Below are 20,359 nucleotides of genomic sequence, written 5' to 3'. Positions count from 1 at the left end.
GTCAGCTCCTCACCGCGAGCGTGGCGGGAGCGATCAGCGCAGGGCCCGCGCCGTAGCCGTCGAGACCGACCTCCTCGGCGGGCGGACCCTGCTCGATCAGCCGCCGTACGGCGTCCGCCTCGTCGCCGCGCAGGTCGGGCAGTGTCGCGCAGACGGCGACCAGGGCGCCCGCCCACGGCGATCCGGTGGTGCCGTCGTCGTTGCGCCACCGGGTGAGCGCGAGGCGCAGCATCTCCACCCCCGCGCGGTGATCGGCGAGCAGGCCCGCGGCGGTGGCGACGTCGACGGTCGCACCGAGCTGGAGGACGGCGCACAGGTGGTCGGGCAGCTCTCCGGTCGACTCGTCCCACACCACGCCCGCGCTGCGATAGGTCTCCTTGAACCGCAGCAGCGCCTGGCCGCGGCGCCGGGTGTCGCCGTACGCGAAGTAGGTGAGGTGCAGCGCGCACTTGCGGGTGTGGTCGAAGGTCGCGACGTACTGCGCCTGCAGGTCACCGAGCGGCACCACACGCAGGTGGCCCAGAAGGCCCGCCAGAGGGGCGTTCCCGGGTACCAGCGCCTCGATGTCGTCGATGGCGGCGACCAGCTCGGCGGTCGGGTAGTCGAGCAGTGCCGAGCACGCCGCCCACACCGGCCGGACGTCGGCCCGGCTCCGGGTCTGAGTCCGCCGCCGCCTCACGACCGGTCCCCCTCGGAGCGCGGCGGGAAGAGCCCGTCGGGCACGCCCTTTCCGTCCCAGCTGAGCAGGTTGACCCGCCGGCCCTTGTCCGCCGGTGCGGCCAGGGTGTCGCTGGTCTGGCGCTCCTGGAGCATCCGGAAGTTCTCGACGGCGACCGGCGTGGGATAGCCCGAGCCCTCGCCGAACAGGTCGTGCTGACCGCCGCCGTGCTCCGAGACCGGGCAGTCGGTGGCGAGCTCCTCGAGGGCGTGGGCCTGCTCGACGTGGGCGGTCGGGATGACGTAGCGCTCGTCGTACTTGGCGATGGCGAGCAGCCGGAACATCTCGTAGAGCTGCTCCCCCGTCATCCCCACCGCAGCGGGGATCGCGTCGTCGACGCCGCGGCCGAGGTTGATGTCGCGCATGTACGAACGCATGGCCGCGAGCTTGTGCAGCACCCGGTCGACGGGCGCGGTGTCACCGGCGGTGAACAGGTTGGCGAGGTACTCGACGGGGATCCGCAGCGCGTCGATCGCGGCGAAGAGGTTGCCGCGGTCCTCGGCGTCCTCGCCGGTGTCCTTGACCGCGTCGACCACGGGTGAGAGCGGCGGGATGTACCAGACCATCGGCATGGTGCGGTACTCCGGATGCAGCGGCAGTGCCACCTCGTACTCGTTGATCAGGCGCCACACCGGAGAGCGCTCGGCGGCCTCGATCCAGTCGGCCGGGATGCCGGCCTCCGCCGCGGCCGCTCGCACCGCCGGGTCGTGCGGGTCGAGGAAGCAGGCGCGCTGGGCGTCGTAGAGCGCGTGCTCGTCCTCGATGCTCGCCGCCTCCAGCACCTTGTCGGCGTCGTAGAGGACGAGCCCGAGATAGCGCAGCCGGCCCACGCAGGTCTCGGAGCACACCGTCGGGATGCCGACCTCGACGCGGGGGTAGCAGAACGTGCACTTCTCCGCCTTGCCGGTCTTGTGGTTGAAGTAGACCTTCTTGTACGGGCAGCCCGAGACGCACATCCGCCAGCCCCGGCAGCGGTCCTGGTCGACGAGCACGATGCCGTCCTCGGCCCGCTTGTAGATGGCGCCCGACGGGCACGACGCCGCGCACGACGGGTTGAGGCAGTGCTCGCAGATCCGCGGCAGGTAGAACATGAAGGTCTGCTCGAACTCGAGCTTCACCTTGTCCTCGATGCCGCGCAGCATGACGTCGCGCGCGGCGTGCTCGTGGGAACCGCCGAGGTCGTCGTCCCAGTTCGCCGACCACTCGACGTTCATGTCCTCGCCGGAGAGCAGGCTCTTGGGCCGCGCGACCGGGAAGGTGTCGGTCTGCGGCGAGCTCAGGAGCGTCTCGTAGTCGTAGGTCCAGGGCTCGTAGTAGTCCTCGATCGAGGGCAGCTTGGGGTTGGAGAAGATCGTCAGCAGCTTCTTGATCCGCCCGCCGCTGCGCAGCGCGAGCCGGCCGTTGGGCTTGCGGATCCAGCCGCCCTGCCACTCGTCCTGGTCCTCGTACGTGCGCGGATAGCCCAGTCCGGGGCGGGTCTCGACGTTGTTGAACCAGACGTACTCCGTACCGGTGCGGTTGGTCCACGCCTGCTTGCAGGTGACCGAGCAGGTGTGGCAGCCGATGCACTTGTCGAGGTTCATCACCATCGCCATCTGGGCCATGACGCGCATCAGTAGGTCACCTCCGTCCGGCGCCGGCGGATCATCGTGACCTCGTCGCGGTTGTTGCCGATCGGCCCGATGTAGTTGAAGAAGTAGGAGAGCTGGGCGTAGCCGCCGACGATGTGGTTCGGCTTCATCAGGATCCGGGTGAGGCTGTTGTGGATGCCGCCGCGCTTGCCGTCGCGCTCGGTCAGAGGTACGTCGATCAGCCGGTCCTGCGCGTGGTGCATGTAGACGGTGCCCTCGGGCATCCGGTGGCTGACGATCGCGCGCGCGGCCACGACGCCGTTGCGGTTGACCATCTCGATCCAGTCGTTGTCGCGGATCCCGACCTTGGCCGCGTCGCGGTCGGAGATCCACACCGACTGCCCGCCGCGCGAGAGCGAGAGCATGAACAGGTTGTCCTGGTACTCGCTGTGGATCGACCACTTGTTGTGCGGGGTCAGGTAGCGCACCGAGACGCCGAGCTCGCTCTGCTCACCGACGGGCGCCTCGCCGAAGAGGGTCGTCATGTTCAGCGGGGGCCGGTAGACGGGCAGCATCTCGCCCATCCCCAGGAACCAGTCGTGGTCGACGTAGAACTGCTGGCGACCGGTCAGCGTGTGGAAGGGCTTGTGCCGCTCGATGTTGATGGTGAACGGGCTGTAGCGGCGCCCGCCCGACTCCGAGCCCGACCACTCCGGCGAGGTGATCACCGGCACCGGCGCGGCCTGGGTGTCGCGGAAGGTGATCTGCTTGCCCTCGTGCTCGGCCGCGAGGTCGGCGAGCTGCGTGCCGGTGCGCTTCTCCAGGGTGCGGAAGCCCTGGGTCGCGAGGTGGCCGTTGGAGACACCGGCCAGGTGCAGGATCGAGTCGGCCATCTGGACGTCGGTCTCGACCTTGGGCTGCCCGGCGCCCGCGCCGGACTCGGCGGTGCCGTGCCGCTCGCGCAGCAGGCCGACCTCGCGTCGTACGTCGTAGAGGACGCCCTTGGTCGTCATCCCGGCCTTCTCGAGCAGTGGCCCGATCGTCGTCATCTTGTCGTAGATCGCGGTGTAGTCGCGCTCGGCGACGGCGATCACCGGCATCGTCTGCCCCGGCACCGGATCGCACTCCCCCGTCCTCCAGTCGCGCACGACGCCGTGCACGGACGCCATCGCCTCGGGGGTGTCGTGCCACAGCGGCTTGGCGATGACGTCGCGCCGGGTCCCGAGGTGGTCGACGGCGAGCTCGGAGAACCGCTGGGCGATGAGCTTCCACGTGTCCCAGTCGGACTTCGTCTGCCACGGCGGCGAGATCGCCGGGTTGAACGAGTGCACGAACGGGTGCATGTCGGTGGTCGAAAGGTCGTGCTTCTCGTACCAGGTGGCGGCGGGCAGCACGACGTCGCTGAGGATGGTGCTGCTCGTCATCCGGAAGTCGATCGTGGTGAGCAGGTCGAGCCGGCCCTCGGCCGCCTGGTCGGCCCAGACCACGTCGCGCGGACGCTGCTCCGGCGGCGCCTCCTGGGCCGTGGCCGCGCTGTCGGTGCCGAGCAGGTGGCGCAGGAAGTACTCGTTGCCCTTGGCCGAGGAGCCCAGCAGGTTGGAGCGCCACAACGACAGGATCCGTGGGTGGTTGTCCTCCTGCTCGGGATCCTCGACGGCGAAGCGCAGCCGGCCCTCCTTGAGCTCCCGGGCGACGTACGACGGCGCGTCCAGGCCCGCGGCCTCGGCCTCGTCGGCGAGCGTGAGTGAGCTGCGGTCGAAGGTCGGGTACGACGGGCTCCAGCCCAGCCGCACCGACTGGGCGAGCAGGTCCATGACCGTCTTGCCGGCGAAGACACCGGTGCCGGCGTCGAGGTCGTCGGCGGTGAAGGTGTCGTAGCGGTACTGGCTGGTGTTCACGTACCAGTAGGCCGTCTGGTTCATGTGCCGCGGCGGCCGGTGCCAGTCGAGCGCGAAGGCCAGGTGCTGGAAGCCCATGATCGGGCGCACCTTCTCCTGCCCGACGTAGTGCGCCCAGCCGCCGCCGTTGCGGCCCTGGCAGCCCGTGATCGTGGTCAGCACCAGCATCGCCCGGTAGATCTGGTCGGAGTGGAACCAGTGGTTCACCCCGGCCCCCATCAGGATCATCCCGCGACCCTCGGTGTCGATCGCGTTCTGCGCCCACTCCCGCGCCAGACGGCGGACCTGGGCTGCGGGGACGCCGGTGTGCTGCTCCTGCCAGGCCGGGGTCGCGACGCCGTCGGGGTCGTCGTCGCCCTGCGGCCACGCGCCGGGCAGGCCCTCGCGCGCGACGCCGTACTGGGCGAGCATCAGGTCGAGCACGGTCGTCACGACCCGGTCGCCGACGCGGCGCACCGGGACACCCCGGCGGTGGTGGCGGACCTTGCCGTCAGGGGCGTCGAAGCGCGGCAGCTCGACCTCGACGGCGTCGTCGCGGACGTCGTACAGCGTGAGGGCGGGGTCGAGGTCGCCGAGCTCGAGGTTCCAGCTCCCCATCCCCTCGTCGCCGAAGCGGTGCCCGATCGCGCCCCGCGGGATGCGCACCTCGCCGGTCGCCGCGTCGAGGACCGCCGGCTTCCACATCGCGTTCTCGGTACCGCCCTCGGGGTGGTCGATGTCGCCGGCGACGAGGAACTTGCCGGGCTTGTAGCCTCCGTCGCCCGTCGGCTCCAGGCAGACCAGGTGGGGCAGGTCGGTGTAGCGCTTGTTGTAGTCGGCGAAGAACGGCACCTGCCGCTCGGCGAAGTACTCCTTGAGCACGACGTGGCCCATCGCCATCGCCAGCGCCCCGTCGGTGCCGGGCGCGGGGCTGACCCACTCGTCGGCGAACTTCACGTTCTCGGCGTAGTCGGGTGCGACGGCGAGCACCTTCTGCCCGCGGTAGCGGGCCTCCGTCATCCAGTGCGCGTCGGGCGTGCGGGTCAGCGGGACGTTGGAGCCCCACATGATCAGGTAGCCCGCGTCCCACCAGTCCCCCGACTCCGGTACGTCGGTCTGGTCGCCGAACATCTGCGGCGAGGCGTTGGGCAGGTCGGCGTACCAGTCGTAGAACGACAGCATCGGCGCGCCGATGAGCTCGAGGAAGCGCGCGCCCGAGGTGTAGGAGACCGGCGACATCGCGGGGATCGGCGAGAACCCGGCGATCCGGTCGGGACCCCAGCGCTTGACGGTGTAGACGTGCGCGGCGGCCACGATCTCGGCCGCCTCGTCCCACGTCGCCCGCACCAGACCGCCCTTGCCACGGGCCTTCTTGTACGCCCGCGCCTGCTCGGGGTCCTGGACGATCGAGCCCCAGGCGACCACCGGGTCGCCGTACTTCTCCTTGGCGGCGCGGAACATCTCCAGCAGGACGCCGCGCACGTAGGGATAGCGGACCCGCGTGGGGCTGTAGGTGTACCAGGAGAACGCCGCACCGCGCGGGCAGCCGCGCGGCTCGTACTCCGGCCGGTCGGGCCCAGCGCTCGGGTAGTCGGTCTGCTGCGCCTCCCAGGTGATGATCCCGTCCTTGACGTAGACCTTCCAGGAGCACGATCCCGTGCAGTTGACGCCGTGGGTGCTGCGCACGACCTTGTCGTGGCTCCAGCGGTCGCGGTAGAAGACATCGCCCTCGCGCCCACCGGTCTTGAAGAGCGCCCGGTCGTCGTCGCTCACCTCGGCCTTGGTGAAGAAGCGGCGCGAGCCGATCGCCGCCCTCTGGAGGCGGGACTCCAGGTCGCTCATGCGGCCTCCGCCTGCGGACGCTGCGCGGCGGTCCGGCTGACGACGGTGTAGGTGAGCACGAGCGTCGCGGCGGCCGTGATCGCCAGCAGCCACAGGCCGATCGCGTAGGAGTCGGTGTGGCCGTAGACGTAGCCCATGATCAGCGGTGGCACGAAACCGCCCAGCCCGCCGGCCGCGCCGACCAGACCGGTCACCCCGCCCACCCGGCTCGGCTCGGTCACCTGGGCCACGAGCGCGAACGTCGCACCGCTGCCCATGCCCAGCGCCGCCGCCATCGCCAGGAAGGCGACCGTACCCCCGGCGTGGAGCGGCGGCGTGCCCGCGGCGATCGCGGCGCAGACGGTGACGACCGCGAATCCCGTGCCCAGCACGGAGATCGCACCGATCCGGTCGGCCAGCCAGCCGCCGACCGGACGCATCACGACCGCGACGACCACGAAGCCCGCCATCCGGTTGGACGCATCGGCCGCGGTCAGCCCGTGCGCCGTCTTGAGGTACGCCGGGAGGTAGACCGAGAACGCGACATAGCCGCCGAAGGCGACCGCGTAGAGGATGCACGCCTGCCAGGTGATCGGCAGCCGCGCGGTGGCGGCCAGCCGCTGCCCCAGCGGGGTCGTGGGGACGACGCGTCCAGGTGCGTCCCGCAGCACGAACCAGGCGAGGACGCCGTAGACGACGAGCACCGCAGCGGTGAGGAGGAACGGGGCGCGCTCGCCCAGGCCGTCGTACAGCTTGACGGTGGTGAGCGCGCTGATCGCCGTACCGCCCATGCCGGCACCGAAGATGCCGACCGCCAGGCCCCGCTTCTCCGGCGGGAACCAGGCGTTGACGAACGGGACGCCGACCGCGAACGCCGTGCCGCCGATGCCGAGGAAGAAGCCGCCGACCAGCAGCAGGGCGTAGGAGTCGAGGGCGAAGAAGGCGACGAACAGGACCGGCACGACGGTGGCCAGCGAGACCAGCGGGAACATCACCCGCCCACCGAAACGGTCGGTCAGCGCCCCGACGACGATCCGCCCGAGCGAGCCGACCACGACCGGCACCGCCACCAGCAGCGACACGTCGGACTCACTGAGATCGCCCAGGACGCCGGTGTCACGGAAGAGTGGGCCGAGCGGGCTGAGCAGCGCCCAGGCCCAGAAGTTCACGACGAAGCCCAGCGTGGCGACGGCCAGCATCAGCCAGGCCGTACCGCTCGTTCCCGGTGCGCGGCGGTCCGCGCCTGTCTCCCCGATCACTTCAGGCATCGACGTTCCTCCGCTGTCGGTGTGCGCCTGCTCCAGGTGACCCCCGTTCTCCACCATGCCGCACGATCCCGAACGGCGGCAAGGGCCACCACCAGCCCCGTTCCGCTAGCCTGTCGACCTCTCGCAGGCTGGTCGAGGTGGAGCGCATGCAGGGTGCGGACGAAGTTCCCGACGAGCGCGGGACCGTTCGTGCCGCTCGCACGCTCGCTCTCCCGCGGTCCTTGCTGCGCGCCAAGACCTCGGTCCCCGACCTGCACCACGCGGCCGTCGAGCGGCCTCGGTTGTGGACCCTGCTGGACGCCGCGACCACGCGTCCGGTGACCGCGATGACCGCGCCGACGGGCTCGGGCAAGACCCAGCTCCTCGCCTCGTGGGCGCGGCAGTCGGCGCGCCCGGTGGCGTGGCTCAACCTCGACGCGCACGACCGGGACCCGCACCGGTTCTGGACGGCGTTCCTGCTCGCGCTGCAGCCGGTCGCCGGGTTGGGCGAGGACTCGGTGCTGGCCACGATGCAGCCCGCGCCGGGCAGCAGCCACTCGCTGTCGGTGCTGCCGGCGCTGGTCGTCGACGCGCTCAGCGACCTGGAGCACGAGGTGGTCGTGGTGCTGGACGACGTCCACGAGATCGACGACAGTCCGACGGTCGAGGCGCTGTCGTACCTGCTGCTGCACCTGCCGCCACGCCTCCGCGTGGTGCTCACAGGCGTCTTCCTGCCGGCGTTGCCGCGGGCCCGGCTGCGCCTGGAAGGGCGCCTGGCCACGATCCCCGGCGAGGAGCTGGCGTTCACCGCGGTCGAGGCGCGCTCGATGCTCCAGGGCACCGGGCTGCACCCGACCGACGAGGTGGTGGCGCAGCTCGTCGACCGCACCGAGGGGTGGTCGGCCGGGCTGCGGCTGGCCGCTCTTGCCGGTGCGGACGCGCTGACCGGGCACGACTCGCCGTACCTGCTGACGTCGGGGAGCGCCGAGGCCGACGAGTACCTGCTCGGCGAGGTGCTGGCCAACCTGCCCGAGCAGGCCCGCGCGTTCGTGCTCACCACCTGCGTGTGCGACCGGCTCAGCGGTTCGCTGGCCGACGCCCTGACCGGCGACCACGACGGTGCCGCCACGCTGCGCTGGCTGGCCGACCACAACATCTTCACGGTCCGGCAGTCCTCCGACGAGGAGTGGTACCGCTACCACGCGATGTTCGTCGGCATGCTGCGCCGCCAGCTCCAGCAGGCCGACCAGGGCCGGTGGCGCGCCCTGCACGACCGCGCGGCCGGGTGGTTCGCCGAGCACCGGCTCTGGCTGGAGGCCTTCGAGCACGCGCGCCAGGGGACCTCGGCGGACCTGGCGCGTGCGATGGTGCGCTCGGCCTGGTACCCCCTGTACGTCGGCGGGCAGCTCGTCACCCTGCGCGACATGGTCGACCGGGTGCTCGCCGACCCGACCGGCGCCGACGACGAGCTGCGGCTGGTGCGCACCGTGGTCGGGCTCGCGCTCGGCGAACCAGGCAGCCACCTGGTCTCCCCGCCCCCGGCCACGCCGAGCCTGGCCGGGCAGGTGCTGGCGCTGGAGCAGGGCCGGGCCTGCGGCGACCTGGCGACCGTGCAGGCCGCGGCCGCCGACATGCTGCGCGCCGGTCCCGGCCTCTCCCCCACGTCCGAGTCGTTCGGCGACCTCGCCGCACTGGCGCTCTACGAGCTCGGCGCCACCGAGTACTGGCGCGGTGACGGCTTCGCCGCCGAGGAGCACCTGCGCCAGGCCCACGAGGCGGCGCGCTCCGGCCACCGCGCGTACGTCGAGCTCGGCTGCCTGAGCCAGCTGGTCGGCGTCCTCACCGCCCAGGACCGGCTCGACGACGCCCTCGCGGTCGCCGACGAGGCCCGCGACCTGGCCGGGCGCCGGGGATGGGAGCAGTCCGCCGCGGCCGCCGAGCTGTGGCACGCCCTCGGCTGGATCCACTACCTGCGCGACGAGCTCGACGCGGCCGACCAGTTCCTCGACCTCGGCGACGACGCCGTCCGCCTCGACGACACCCCCGTGCGGGCGGCGATCCAGCTGGTCCGCGGACTGGTGCTGGCCCAGCGCGGCCGCAAGCGCCACGCGCTCGCGCAGATGCTCCAGGTGGAGCGGGAGATCGCGGGCCTGCGGGCGCGCTGGGTGTTCAGCGACTACGTCGAGGCGGAGCTGGTGCGGCTCAACCTCGCCCTGGGCCAGCTCGGCCCGGCCCGCCGTGCCCTCGCCCGCACCGATCCGGAGACCGAGGGTGTGCACCTGCGGATCAGCCGTGCCGAGCTGCTGCTCTCCGACAGCCGGCCCGACGCCGCGCTCGACGTGCTGCGGGCCGCGGTCGCCGACGGTCGCGGTTTCCTCGACCAGCGGATCCAGGCGCAGGTGCTGCTCGCGGTCGTCGAGACCCAGCAGAACGGCGTCCGCGCGGGGCTCCCGGTGTTCGGCGAGGCGGTCGCGATGGCCGCCGGTGAGCGGATGGTCCAGCCCCTGCTGCAGTTCGGCGCCCGGATCGACCGGATGCTCGAGCTGCTGGAGCGGCGCGATCGGACCCACCTCGACTTCGTGCGGCTGGTCCGCTCCCGGATCGCCGCGCACGTCTCGACGGCCCAGCAGGTCCGCCCGGACGGCGGCCTGGAGGAGCCGCTGACCGCGCGCGAGCACGAGATCCTGATCCGGCTCGACTCGATGGCCACGCTGCCCGAGGTCGCGGCCGAGCTCTTCGTCTCGGTCAACACCGTCAAGGCGCACCTGCGCAGCCTCTACCGCAAGCTCGGCGTGCACGGCCGCCGCGAGGCGATCGCCAAGGCCGAGGCACTCGGCCTCCTGTAGCCGACCGCTCCCACCCGTCGCCTCACCCCGACGGGGTGATCCCACCCGCGCCGGGCCTCGCCTCCTCACCCCCAAGGACGTGCGCTCGGGGTGATGTGGGTCACCCCACCGCGCGACGACGCTTTCTCCACGGTCTCGGCCCCAGAGAGGAAGCGTCACATGTCCCAGTCCCGCTCCGCCCGTCCCGTGCTCGCCGCGGTGGCGCTCACGCTCGTCGCGGCCGGCCTGACCGCCTGCGCCGAAGGAGGTGGCACCACCGGCTCGGCCGAGGATGCCGACCTCACCGCCGCCCAGGCCCGGGTCGACAAGTACGCCGAGCCGCCGGCCTTCGAGGCACCCGGCGACCCGTTCGACGCCGGCAAGGTCATGTCCGGCAAGACGATCGCCGGCATCCCGGTCAACTCCGCCATCGACTTCACCCAGTTCTACGCCGACGCCGCCGAGCGGATCGCCGGCGAGGTCGGCTTCACCTACACGACCTGGCCCAACCAGGGCAGCCCCACCGAGTGGGACCAGGGCGTGCAGAAGGCGCTCTCCGAGAAGGCCGACCTGGTCGAGCTGTTCGCCGGCATCGACCCCGCCCAGATCGCCCCCGCGATGGCCCGGGCCGGCGACGCCGGCGTACCGGTGCTGTCCACCGACGGCTACGACCTGACCCAGAGCCCCGACCAGGGCCTGGCCGGCACGGTCAGCTGCCCGTGCTCCGAGGCCGCGCGGGTGATGATCGACTGGGCCACCCTCAAGACCAAGGGCGCCGGCAAGCTCCTCGTGCTGACGTCGAGCGACGTCAAGGCCAGTGCGGCCTCCGAGTCGGCGATGAAGGACGAGCTGAAGGCCGTCTGCCCCGGCTGCGAGGCGACGTTCATCGACATCCCCTCGGCGGACTGGGCGACCAAGATCCTCCCGCAGGTGCAGTCGGCCCTCGTCGCGGACCCCGAGATCGACTACGTGCTCCCGGTCTTCGACACGATGTCGATCTGGGCGGTGCAGGCGATCACCCAGTCGGGGCGCCAGGACAAGGTCAAGATCGCCACCTACAACGGCACGCCGTCGATCCTCGACCTGATGCGCGACTCCGACATCATCGAGATGAACGTCGGCCAGAGCAACGACTGGATGGCCCACGTCACCCTCGACCAGGCGATGCGCACCATCGGCGGCCTGCCCACGAACCCGAAGGCCAGCTGGCCGCTCTACATCTGGACGCACGACAACCTCGACGAGGCGGGCGACCCCGCGACCGACTCGCGCGGCTACGGCGAGGAGTACCAGGACGGCTTCCGCACCCTGTGGGGACTGAGCTGACGTGGCCGACGCAGCCGAGGCGGCACCCGCCGTCGCCGTCGCCGGGCTCAGCAAGCGGTTCGGCACCACGCAGGCGCTGAGCGAGGTCGGCCTCACCCTCCGCGCCGGCGAGGTGCACGGCCTGCTCGGGCACAACGGCTCAGGCAAGTCGACGCTGATCAAGGTGCTCGCCGGCTACGAGCGGCCCGACGCCGGCACGGTCCGGGTCCGCGGTCAGGAGGTGCCGACGCCCGTCCCAGCGAGCGTCCTGCGCGATCACGCGATCCGCTTCGTGCACCAGACGCTCGGCCTGGTCGAGCGGCTCAGCGTCGCCGAGAACCTGTGGCTCGACGACGTGGCCCGCGGCAGCCGCCGCCAGGTGTCCTTCGGGGCGCAGTGCCGCGACGCGCGGGCTGCGCTGGCCGAGTTCGGCCTCAGCGTCGACGTACGCCGTCCGGTGGCGGGCCTGAGCGCGGTCGAGAAGGCCAACCTCGCGATCGTGCGAGCCGTCTGCCGTCGTCCCGGCGACGACCACGAGGTGCCCACGCTGCTGGTCCTCGACGAGCCCACCGCCTTCCTCCCCGAGGAGGACAAGCGCGTCCTCTACGGGCTGGTCGAGCGGGTCGCCGCCCGCGGCAGCGCGGTCCTCTTCGTCTCGCACTTCCTCGAGGAGGTGCTGACGCTCTGCGACCGGGTGACCGTGCTGCGCGACGGGCAGGTCACCGTGGCCGAGCAGCCCACCGAGGGGATGACCCACGAGGTGCTGGTCGAGGCGATCGTCGGTACGGCGCCCGGTGGCGCTCCCCCGCGCCCCGACGCCTGCACCGCCGAGGTCGCGGCCGAGGTCGACGGGCTCTCCACCGACGTGCTGGACGACGTCTCGTTCACCGTGCGGGCCGGCGAGATCGTCGGTGTCACCGGGCTCATCGGCTCGGGCTGCGACGACGTGCTCGGCGCCCTCTTCGGCGTCGCGCCGGCCACCGGCCGGGTGCGGGTCGGCGGCGTCCCGGTGGACCTGCGCCGGCACGCACCGCTGCGGGCCATGCGCGCCGGGATCGCCCTGGTCCCGGCGGACCGCAACCGGCACGGCGTCTTCCGCTCGCTCTCGATCACCGACAACCTCGCGGCCACCACGCTGCGCCGCCACCGCGGGCCCCTCGGGCTCTCGCGCCGCGGCCTGCGCGGCGCCGCGGACACGGCCGTACGCCGCTACGCCGTCCGCCCCGCCGAGCCCGGGCGCCCCGTCGAGCAGCTCAGCGGCGGCAACGCCCAGAAGGTGCTCATGGCCAAGTGGCTCGGCGTCGCGCCCCGGCTGCTCCTGCTGGAGGAGCCCACCCAGGGCGTCGACGTCGGCGCCCGCCGGCAGATCGAGGACCTCGTGCGCGCCGCCGCCCGCGACGGCGCCGCCGTCCTGCTGAGCAGCGGCGATCCCGACCAGCTCGCCGCGCTCTGCCACCGCGTCCTGGTGTTCTCCGGCGGTCGCGTCACGCGATCGCTGGACGACGCCGAGGTCACCAAGAAGAACATCACCCGGGCCTGTCTCCTCGCGACGAGCTCCGGCTCCGACGAGAAGCCCGACGAGAAGGAGGCCTCATGACCACCGACACCCCCGCGCCGGCCGAGCTCGCCCCCGCGGCGAGCACGCCCCGGCGTACCGCCCCGGCGGCCGGGACCGACCGCTTCCGCTGGGGTACGACGGCCGAGCGGCTCGCACTCCCCGCCGGCCTGCTCCTGCTCGTCGCGGTGTTCTCGATCCTGCGCCCGCAGTCGTTCGCCACCACCGACAACGCCGCCGCCATCCTCGGCTCGCAGGCCGTGCTCGTCGTGCTCTCGCTGGCGCTGATCATCCCCCTGCGCTGCGGCGACTTCGACCTCTCCGTCGGCGGCACGCTGACCCTGTCGACGATGCTCGTCGCGGTGCTCAACGGCATGCACGGCTGGCCGCTGTGGGCCGCGATCCTCGCTGCCCTGCTGGCCGGAGCGCTGGTCGGCGCGATCAACGGCTTCTTCGTGATCGTGTTCGGGATCAACTCGTTCATCGTCACGCTCGGCCTCGGCACCTTCCTGCTCGGCGTCGTCAGCTGGCTCAGCGACAACCGCATCGTGGCCGGCATCGACCCGAAGCTGCTCGACCTGGTGGTGCTCACCCGACCGCTCGGCGTACCCATCGAGTTCTACTACGCCCTCGGGCTGTGCCTCTTCCTGTGGTTCGTCTTCGAGCGCACCCTGCTCGGACGACGCTGGCTCTACGTCGGCGCGCAGCGCGAGGTGGCCCGGCTCTCCGGCATCCGGGTCTCCGCGACCCGCTGGGGTGCGCTGGTCTGGTCGGGCACGATCGCCGCGGCCGCCGGCGTCCTCTACGCCGGCACGACCGGATCGGCCGACCCGCGCGGCGGTGTCGCCTTCCTGCTGCCCGCGTTCGCGGCGGCCTTCCTCGGCGGCACCTGCGTGCAGCCGGGGCAGTTCAACCCGCTCGGCACGGTGATCGCGGCGTACTTCCTGATCGTCGGCATCACCGGCCTGCAGATGATGGGCGCCGACCCGTTCGTGCAGGACCTCTTCTACGGCGGCGCGCTCGTCATCGCGGTCTCGCTCTCGCAGCTGCTCCGCGGCCGGCGGCCCCAGGAGCTGGGATGAGCGGCGGGGGCGAGCTGCGGCACCACACCCCCGGCGATCCCGGGCTGGTGGTCGTCGGCGGCGGGGTCGCCGGGCTGCGGGTCGTCCAGACCGTGCGCCAGGAGGGCTACACCGGTCCGGTCACCCTGCTCGGTGCCGAGCCGTGGCTCCCCTACGACCGGCCGCCGCTGTCGAAGCAGGTGCTCACCGGCGACCTCGCGCTGGACGCGACGGGCTACCACCCGGCGTCGTACTTCTCCGACGAGATCGGCGTCGACACCGTCCTCGGCGTGACCGCCACCGGCATCGACGTGGCGCGCCACCGGCTGCTGCTCGCGGACGGCGACGCCCTGCCCTACCGGGCGCTCGTGGTCGCCACCGGCTCCCGCCCGCGCCGGCTGCCCTTCGTCTCGCCCGCCGACGGGGTGCACGTGCTGCGCACCCGGGAGGACGCCGCCCGGCTCCGCCAGGACCTGGCCCGGGCCGGCCGGCTCGCCATCGTCGGCGCCGGGTTCGTCGGGGCCGAGGTCGCCTCGTCGGCCGCATCCCTCGGTGTCGAGGTCACGGTGGTGGAGACCGCGCCGACCCCGCTGGTCCGCGCCGTCGGCGCCGTCGTCGGCGCCGAGCTCGCCCGGCTGCACACCGACGCCGGCGTCCGCCTGGTCTGCGGCAAGGCCGTCACCGGCTTCGTCGGCCGCGACCGGGTCGAGGGACTGACCCTCGACGACGGCTCGGTGCTCGAGGTCGACCTCGTGCTGGTCGGCGTGGGCGTGGTGCCCGACGTCGAGTGGCTCCAGGACAGCGGCCTCGCGCTCGACGACGGGCTCGCCTGCGACGACCACCTCGCGGCCGGTGCGGACGCGGTCTACGGCGCCGGCGACGCGGTCTCGTGGCCCAGCGCCCGGCTGGGCCGGCGCGCCCGCTCCCAGCAGTGGACGACCGCGAGCGACCAGGGCCGGCACGTCGGCCGGGTGCTCGTGCGCGGCCGCGAGGAGGCCGGTCCCTTCGACCACGACCTCTACTTCTGGTCCGACGAGTACGGCAGCCGGATCCAGGGCTTCGGCGCCACCGCGGGCGAGGCCGTCGTCCTGTCCCGCGATCACGCGAAGGGCTCGTTCCTGGCGGGATTCCGGGCCGGCGACGTGCTCACCGGCGCGGTCGGCGTCAACGCCCCGCGCGAGTTCGCGGCCGTCCGCAAGCGTGCCCGCACCGACGACTCGTGGCAGGCCGCCACGCAGCACCTCCCTCCCCTCGACGTACCCCTCCCGGCAGGAGCAGACCGATGACCGAGTCACCCACCGTCCAGATCACCATCGACATCACCGAGTGCTGCGCCTCCGGCATGTGCGCGGCGATCGCCCCGGAGGCCTTCGCCGTCGACGCCGCGGGCTACGCCGTCGTCCGCCCGGACGCCGGCCGCGCCGACCTCGACGACGTCGTCCGGGCGGCCCGCAACTGCCCCACCCTCTGCATCGCGGTGTCCCGTTCGGGCGCCGAGATCGACCTGTTCGCCTGACCGAGCACGACCCGAAGGAGATCACCGTGTCCGTTTCCACCACCCGCCCCGAGGCCGCCCCGGCCGGCTACGACCTCAACACCAGCGCGGAGACCTGGCGCCTGTTCTGGCACCCGGTCGCCACCCTGCACGAGCTGCGCGAGGCCAAGCCCGGCGGCCGCGGACCGCTGCGCACCACCCTGCTGGGCGAGCACATCGGCATCGCCGAGATCGGCGGCCAGGTGATCGCCTTCGAGGACCGCTGCCCCCACCGCGGCGTCGCCCTCACCCTCGGCTGGGCCGAGGACGACGGCCTGCGGTGCCGCTACCACGGCTGGTGCTTCGACGCGGCCGGCTCCTGCACCGAGATCCCCTCGATGCCCGCCGACCAGACCAAGCCCGCCCGCGCGGCGCTGACGAAGTACGACTGCGAGGTCCGCTACGACCTGGTCTGGGTGCGCCTGGACGGCTCGGCCGACACCGTGCTGCCCGAGTTCGAGGGCTGGTCGGACGAGGCCATGCACTGCATCATGGGCGAGCCCTACACCTGGCCGTGCTCGTCGGGTCGTCGCATGGAGAACTTCATGGACGTCACCCACTTCCCCTTCACCCACCAGGGCACGCTGGGCGCGCCGCCCAACACCGTCTTCCCGGTCTTCCCGATGGACCAGTACGACCGCCGGCTGCGCTGGAAGACCGAGACCTTCCTGGCCCACAACCCGGGCACCGACACCTACGGACCGCCCGTCGACGAGACCTCCCGGATGCTGCCGCCGGCCGAGTACGTCATCGAGATGCCGTTCACCATCACGCTGAAGTTCGACTGGTCCGACACCTTCTCGACGCAGATCTTCATGCACGCCACCCCGATCGACGAGGTCACCAGCCGCAGCTACTGGTTCACCTGCCACACCGTCGACGGCTCGGCCGACGAGGTGCACCTCCAGCTCCAGGACATGGTGCTGGGCGAGGACCTCCCCGTCGTCTCCAGCCACCAGCCGCCCCGGATCGGCGACGCCGCCGAGGAGCTGTCGATCATGCCCGACAAGGCGATGATCCTGTGGCGGCGCTGGATCCGTGAGCTCGACGCGGCCGCGGCCAAGGGCGCCGACGCGCTGTGGAAGGTGCTGGAGAAGGTCGAGCTGGAGTCGCGATGATCCTCGAGGAGCAGAGCTACCGGATCCAGGTCGGCAAGGTCCCGGCCCTCCTGGCGGCGTACGACGAGCGGGGGCTGGCGGTGCTGCGCCGCCACCTCGGCACGCTCGTCGCGTGCTGGACCAGCGAGGTCGGCGGCGACATGGACACGATGGTCCAGGTGTGGGGCTTCGCCGACCACGACGACCGGGCCCGACGCCGCCGGGCGCTGGCCGCCGACGCGGCGTGGACGAGCTTCGCCGCCGAGTTCGGGCACCTGATCGTCGAGCGCCGGATGCGGCTGCTGGTCCCGGCCCCGTTCTCGCCGGAGGTGGCCGCGTCGTGACCACCGCCCCCGAGGTCGCGCCGGCTCCCGCTCCCGCCCCGGCCCCGGCCGATGCGCGGGCGGCGCTGCTGGCGCCGAGCCGGCTCTCGCCGCTCGACCGGAGCAGCGCGCTGCCGCCGCACCACCCACTGCGCGAGCAGCCGTTCTCGTCGTACCCGTACAGCCACTGGTCCGGCGGCGTGCTGCCCGAGCCGGCGCCGCGCGCGCCGCACCGGGTGGACCTGCGCTCGGCCGGCCTGCGGGTCGGTGTGGACCTCGGGCACGGCGGCCGGATCGTCGGGATGGACGGTCCGGACGCCCTCTCCTGGGACGCGCTCCCCCAGTGCGTCGCGACCCGGGACGACGTCCGCGGGATCGGGCTGCGCGGCGGGATCGAGCTCAACACCAGCCCGTTCCCGCGCTCGCCGTGGGCGCTCGAGCCGGTCCCGGCCGCGCTCGGGCTGCCCAGCCGGCTCGGCGGCGACCGGCTCCGGTGGTGGCAGCTCGAGCGCGCCTCGCACCACCTCACCCAGGTCGACCTGCACCTCCTGCGCGACCCGGCCCGGGTGGTCGTGGTGGTCCGGCAGACACCGCTGGCCGCCGGGACCGCCGTACCGGCGCCGCGGCTGCTGGCCGACGACCGGGTGCTCCGGCCGACCGGGACCGCGGGCCTGGTCAGCTGGTTCGTCCTGACCCCCGGTAGCCCGTCGGACCTGGCTGCCTCGGGTCCCCTCGACCACGACGAGGAGCGCTGTGCGATCGCGGCGCTCGACGACCCGGTGCCGCACTGGCGCGGCGGCCTGATCGCCCAGGGCAGCGCCTGGCTGGCGCTCGAGCTGGCCCGGCTGGACGCCGAGGGGGCCGCCGTACCGTTCGACCGGCGGGTCACGCCCGTCGCCGACCTGCAGCACCAGGAGGTGGCGACCCGCCAGCGCACCGAGACCGGCTCGCAGTGGCTGCACCTGCTGCGCGACGAGGGCCTCGGCACCGCCGACCGCGTGCACCCCGGCGACGTCGGCGAACCGGCCGGCTTCCCCTGGCAGCCCCAGCTCGGCCGGGCGCGACGCCAGGAGGCCCTCGGCGACTGGCGCGTGCACCTGCGCTCGGGCGAGATCGCCTTCCTGCAAGGCGATCTGGCCGAGGCCGAGGCCCGCTGGTCCTGGTCGTACTCCCTGCGCCCCACCGCCTGGGCCGACCGCAACCTGGCCCTGGTCGACCTCGCCCGCGGCACCCGCGCCGGCCGCGACGCCGCCTCCGTCCGCTACCTCCGCGCCCACCGCACCCACCCCGCCGAGATCGAGCTCGGCGTCGAAGCCGTCGGCGCCCTGCTCGTCGCGGACCGCGCCGGCGACGCCGGCCAGGTCCTGGAGCGCATGTCCGGCCTGGGGCAGCACGCCTCGGCGCGGTACTGGCTGCTGGAGGCCGAGGTGGCACTCCGGCTGGGCCGGACCACCGACGCCGCGGCCGCCGTACGGCGTGCGGGTGGGTGCGCAGACGCCACCGTCCACGGCCTGTGGGCGACCTCGATCCTCGAGTCCACCGAACAGGAGACAACCCGATGAGTCAGCAGGTGAAGGCCGTCATCGCTCGCGCGAAGGGCGCGCCGGTCGAGGTCGTGACGATCAACGTTCCGGACCCGGGTCCGGGTGAGGCGGTGGTCAAGGTCTTGTCCTGCGGGGTGTGCCACACCGACCTGCACTACCGCGAGGGTGGGATCAACGACGAGTTCCCGTTCCTGCTCGGGCACGAGGCCTCGGGTGTGGTCGAGGCCGTCGGCCCCGACGTGACCGGCGTCGCGCCGGGTGACTTCGTGGTGTTGAACTGGCGTGCGGTGTGCGGTCAGTGCCGGGCGTGCAAGCGGGGTGAGGCGCAGTACTGCTTCGCGACCCACAACGCCGAGCAGAAGATGACGCTCGCCGATGGACCCGATGCCGGCACCGAGCTCTCGCCGGCGCTGGGGATCGGTGCGTTCGCCGAGAAGACCCTGGTCGCGGCGGGTCAGTGCACCAAGGTCGACGCTTCCGCCCGCCCCGCCGCCGTGGGTCTGCTGGGTTGTGGCGTGATGGCCGGTATCGGTGCCGCGATCAACACCGGTGCGATCACCCGCGGCAAGTCCATCGCGGTGATCGGGTGCGGTGGTGTCGGGGTGGCCGCGATCGCGGGTGCCGCGCTCGCGGGTGCCTCGCCGATCATCGCGGTCGACATCGACGCCAAGAAGCTCACCGCCGCCACTCGCCTGGGCGCCACCCACACCGTGGATGCCGGCAGTACCGACCCGGTCGCCGGGATCCGTGACCTCACCGGCGGCCACGGCGCCGACGTCGTCATCGACGCCGTGGGACGTCCGGAGACGTGGAAGCAGGCGTTCTACGCCCGTGACCTGGCCGGCACCGTGGTCCTGGTCGGCGTACCCACCCCCGACATGAAGATCCCCGAGATCCCGCTGATCGACGTCTTCGGACGCGGTGGCGCGCTCAAGTCGTCGTGGTACGGCGACTGCCTGCCCAGCCGGGACTTCCCGATGCTGGTCGACCTGTACCAGCAGGGCCGGCTCGACCTGGACGCGTTCGTGACCGAGGAGATCGGGATCGACGACATCGAGGCCGCGTTCGCCAAGATGCACCACACCCCCGACGGCGAGTCCGTCCTGCGCTCGGTCGTGATCCTGTGAGCGCTCGCGTCGACCACACCGTCACCTCGGGCACGTTCACCCTCGACGGCGAGACCTTCGAGGTCGACAACAACGTGTGGATCGTCGGCGACGACGCCGAGTGCGTGGTCATCGACGCCCCCCACGACGTCGCCGACATCCTCGCCCTCGTCGGCAACCGCACGGTCACGGCGATCATCTGCACCCACGCCCACGACGACCACGTCCGCGTGGCCCCCGCCCTCCGTACGGCCACCGGCGCACCCCTCTGGCTCCACCCCGACGACCGACCCCTGTGGGAGCTCACCCACGGCACCGACCCCGAGACCAACCCCGACGCGGTCTGGGACCACGACCTGCGCCACGGCCAGGAGATCACCGTCGCGGGCACGACCCTGCAGGTCCTCCACACGCCCGGGCACGCGCCGGGTGCGGTGTGCCTCTACGCCCCCGACCTGGGCTGCGTGTTCACCGGCGACACCCTGTTCCACGGCGGCCCCGGCGCCACCGGTCGCTCCTACAGCGACCGGCCCACCCTGGAGGCGTCGATCGAGGAGCACCTCTACCGGCTGCCGCCGGACACGGTCGTCCACACCGGGCACGGCGCGGACACCACCATCGCCCTCGAACGGGCCCACCGCGCGGCCGCGATGATCCGGCAACGGATCGCCGCCCGGCTGCCCGGCGAGGAATGCGTGCCCTGAGGCACCCCGGACCGGGCGAGATCCTCCTCCCGCCCGTACGCCGCAGGGCCCCTCGCCGACGCGGGGGGCCC

At 72.6% G+C, this 20,359-nt stretch carries 15 protein-coding genes; 11 read left to right on the top strand and 4 right to left on the bottom strand.

Translation table 11 applies throughout. From position 1 onward, the window contains the following. Nucleotide 1 precedes the first annotated feature (1 nt). Genes narJ through CCO04_RS12845 form a run of 4 tightly spaced genes read right to left on the bottom strand, consistent with a single transcriptional unit; the run spans nucleotide 2 to nucleotide 7,255 of the window. Complete coding sequence (gene narJ, locus CCO04_RS12860) at nucleotides 2-679, bottom strand: nitrate reductase molybdenum cofactor assembly chaperone (RefSeq protein ID WP_215814535.1); 678 nt, start codon at nucleotides 677-679, stop codon at nucleotides 2-4. Then, entirely contained in the window at nucleotides 676-2,331 is a 1,656-nt protein-coding gene (gene narH / locus CCO04_RS12855) for a nitrate reductase subunit beta (RefSeq protein ID WP_215814534.1), read from the bottom strand. Before narH ends, narJ begins: the two co-directional genes overlap by 4 nt. Next, nucleotides 2,331-6,008, bottom strand: coding sequence for a nitrate reductase subunit alpha (locus tag CCO04_RS12850; RefSeq protein WP_215814533.1), 3,678 nt, complete (start codon nucleotides 6,006-6,008; stop codon nucleotides 2,331-2,333). Before CCO04_RS12850 ends, narH begins: the two co-directional genes overlap by 1 nt. Beyond that, entirely contained in the window at nucleotides 6,005-7,255 is a 1,251-nt protein-coding gene (locus CCO04_RS12845; RefSeq protein WP_215814532.1) for a NarK/NasA family nitrate transporter, read from the bottom strand. Before CCO04_RS12845 ends, CCO04_RS12850 begins: the two co-directional genes overlap by 4 nt. A gap of 146 nt (nucleotides 7,256-7,401) precedes the next feature. Here CCO04_RS12845 and CCO04_RS12840 point away from each other — a divergent pair, with 146 nt between their 5' ends. From CCO04_RS12840 to CCO04_RS12790, 11 genes are all read left to right on the top strand, one after another. Then, on the top strand, nucleotides 7,402-10,080 hold the full coding sequence (locus CCO04_RS12840) for a LuxR C-terminal-related transcriptional regulator (RefSeq protein ID WP_252373251.1): 2,679 nt from the start codon (nucleotides 7,402-7,404) through the stop codon (nucleotides 10,078-10,080). Nucleotides 10,081-10,239: 159 nt separating this feature from the next. After that, nucleotides 10,240-11,385: a sugar ABC transporter substrate-binding protein gene (locus CCO04_RS12835; protein WP_215814530.1), complete on the top strand. Its 1,146-nt coding sequence runs from the start codon at nucleotides 10,240-10,242 to the stop codon at nucleotides 11,383-11,385. Between the two features lies 1 nt (nucleotide 11,386). Beyond that, entirely contained in the window at nucleotides 11,387-12,961 is a 1,575-nt protein-coding gene (locus CCO04_RS12830; protein ID WP_215814529.1) for a sugar ABC transporter ATP-binding protein, read from the top strand. Beyond that, a complete protein-coding gene (locus CCO04_RS12825; protein ID WP_215814528.1) occupies nucleotides 12,958-14,001 on the top strand; it encodes an ABC transporter permease in 1,044 nt (347 codons plus the stop codon). The genes CCO04_RS12830 and CCO04_RS12825 overlap by 4 nt, the downstream gene beginning before the upstream one ends. Continuing rightward, nucleotides 13,998-15,266, top strand: coding sequence for an NAD(P)/FAD-dependent oxidoreductase (locus tag CCO04_RS12820; RefSeq protein ID WP_215814527.1), 1,269 nt, complete (start codon nucleotides 13,998-14,000; stop codon nucleotides 15,264-15,266). Before CCO04_RS12825 ends, CCO04_RS12820 begins: the two co-directional genes overlap by 4 nt. Beyond that, nucleotides 15,263-15,496: a ferredoxin gene (locus CCO04_RS12815; RefSeq protein WP_215814526.1), complete on the top strand. Its 234-nt coding sequence runs from the start codon at nucleotides 15,263-15,265 to the stop codon at nucleotides 15,494-15,496. The genes CCO04_RS12820 and CCO04_RS12815 overlap by 4 nt, the downstream gene beginning before the upstream one ends. A gap of 26 nt (nucleotides 15,497-15,522) precedes the next feature. After that, the gene (locus CCO04_RS12810; RefSeq protein WP_215814525.1) at nucleotides 15,523-16,632 is read left to right on the top strand and encodes an aromatic ring-hydroxylating dioxygenase subunit alpha; all 1,110 of its coding nucleotides are present in this window, start codon (nucleotides 15,523-15,525) and stop codon (nucleotides 16,630-16,632) included. Next, nucleotides 16,629-16,955, top strand: a complete 327-nt coding sequence (locus tag CCO04_RS12805; RefSeq protein WP_215814524.1) for an NIPSNAP family protein — start codon at nucleotides 16,629-16,631, stop codon at nucleotides 16,953-16,955. Before CCO04_RS12810 ends, CCO04_RS12805 begins: the two co-directional genes overlap by 4 nt. Further along, nucleotides 16,952-18,496 (top strand): hypothetical protein, encoded by a 1,545-nt coding sequence (locus tag CCO04_RS12800; RefSeq protein WP_215814523.1) that lies wholly within the window; start codon nucleotides 16,952-16,954, stop codon nucleotides 18,494-18,496. The genes CCO04_RS12805 and CCO04_RS12800 overlap by 4 nt, the downstream gene beginning before the upstream one ends. Further along, nucleotides 18,493-19,605, top strand: coding sequence for an S-(hydroxymethyl)mycothiol dehydrogenase (locus tag CCO04_RS12795; RefSeq protein ID WP_215814522.1), 1,113 nt, complete (start codon nucleotides 18,493-18,495; stop codon nucleotides 19,603-19,605). The genes CCO04_RS12800 and CCO04_RS12795 overlap by 4 nt, the downstream gene beginning before the upstream one ends. Further along, nucleotides 19,602-20,288: an MBL fold metallo-hydrolase gene (locus CCO04_RS12790; protein ID WP_215814521.1), complete on the top strand. Its 687-nt coding sequence runs from the start codon at nucleotides 19,602-19,604 to the stop codon at nucleotides 20,286-20,288. Before CCO04_RS12795 ends, CCO04_RS12790 begins: the two co-directional genes overlap by 4 nt. Nucleotides 20,289-20,359 lie beyond the last annotated feature (71 nt).

The sequence above is a fragment of the Pimelobacter sp. 30-1 genome (genome assembly GCF_018831735.1).
GTDB lineage: Bacteria > Actinomycetota > Actinomycetes > Propionibacteriales > Nocardioidaceae > Nocardioides.
The sequence above is the reverse complement of the archived record's forward strand: the minus strand, read 5'-3'. Positions and strand labels throughout refer to the sequence as shown.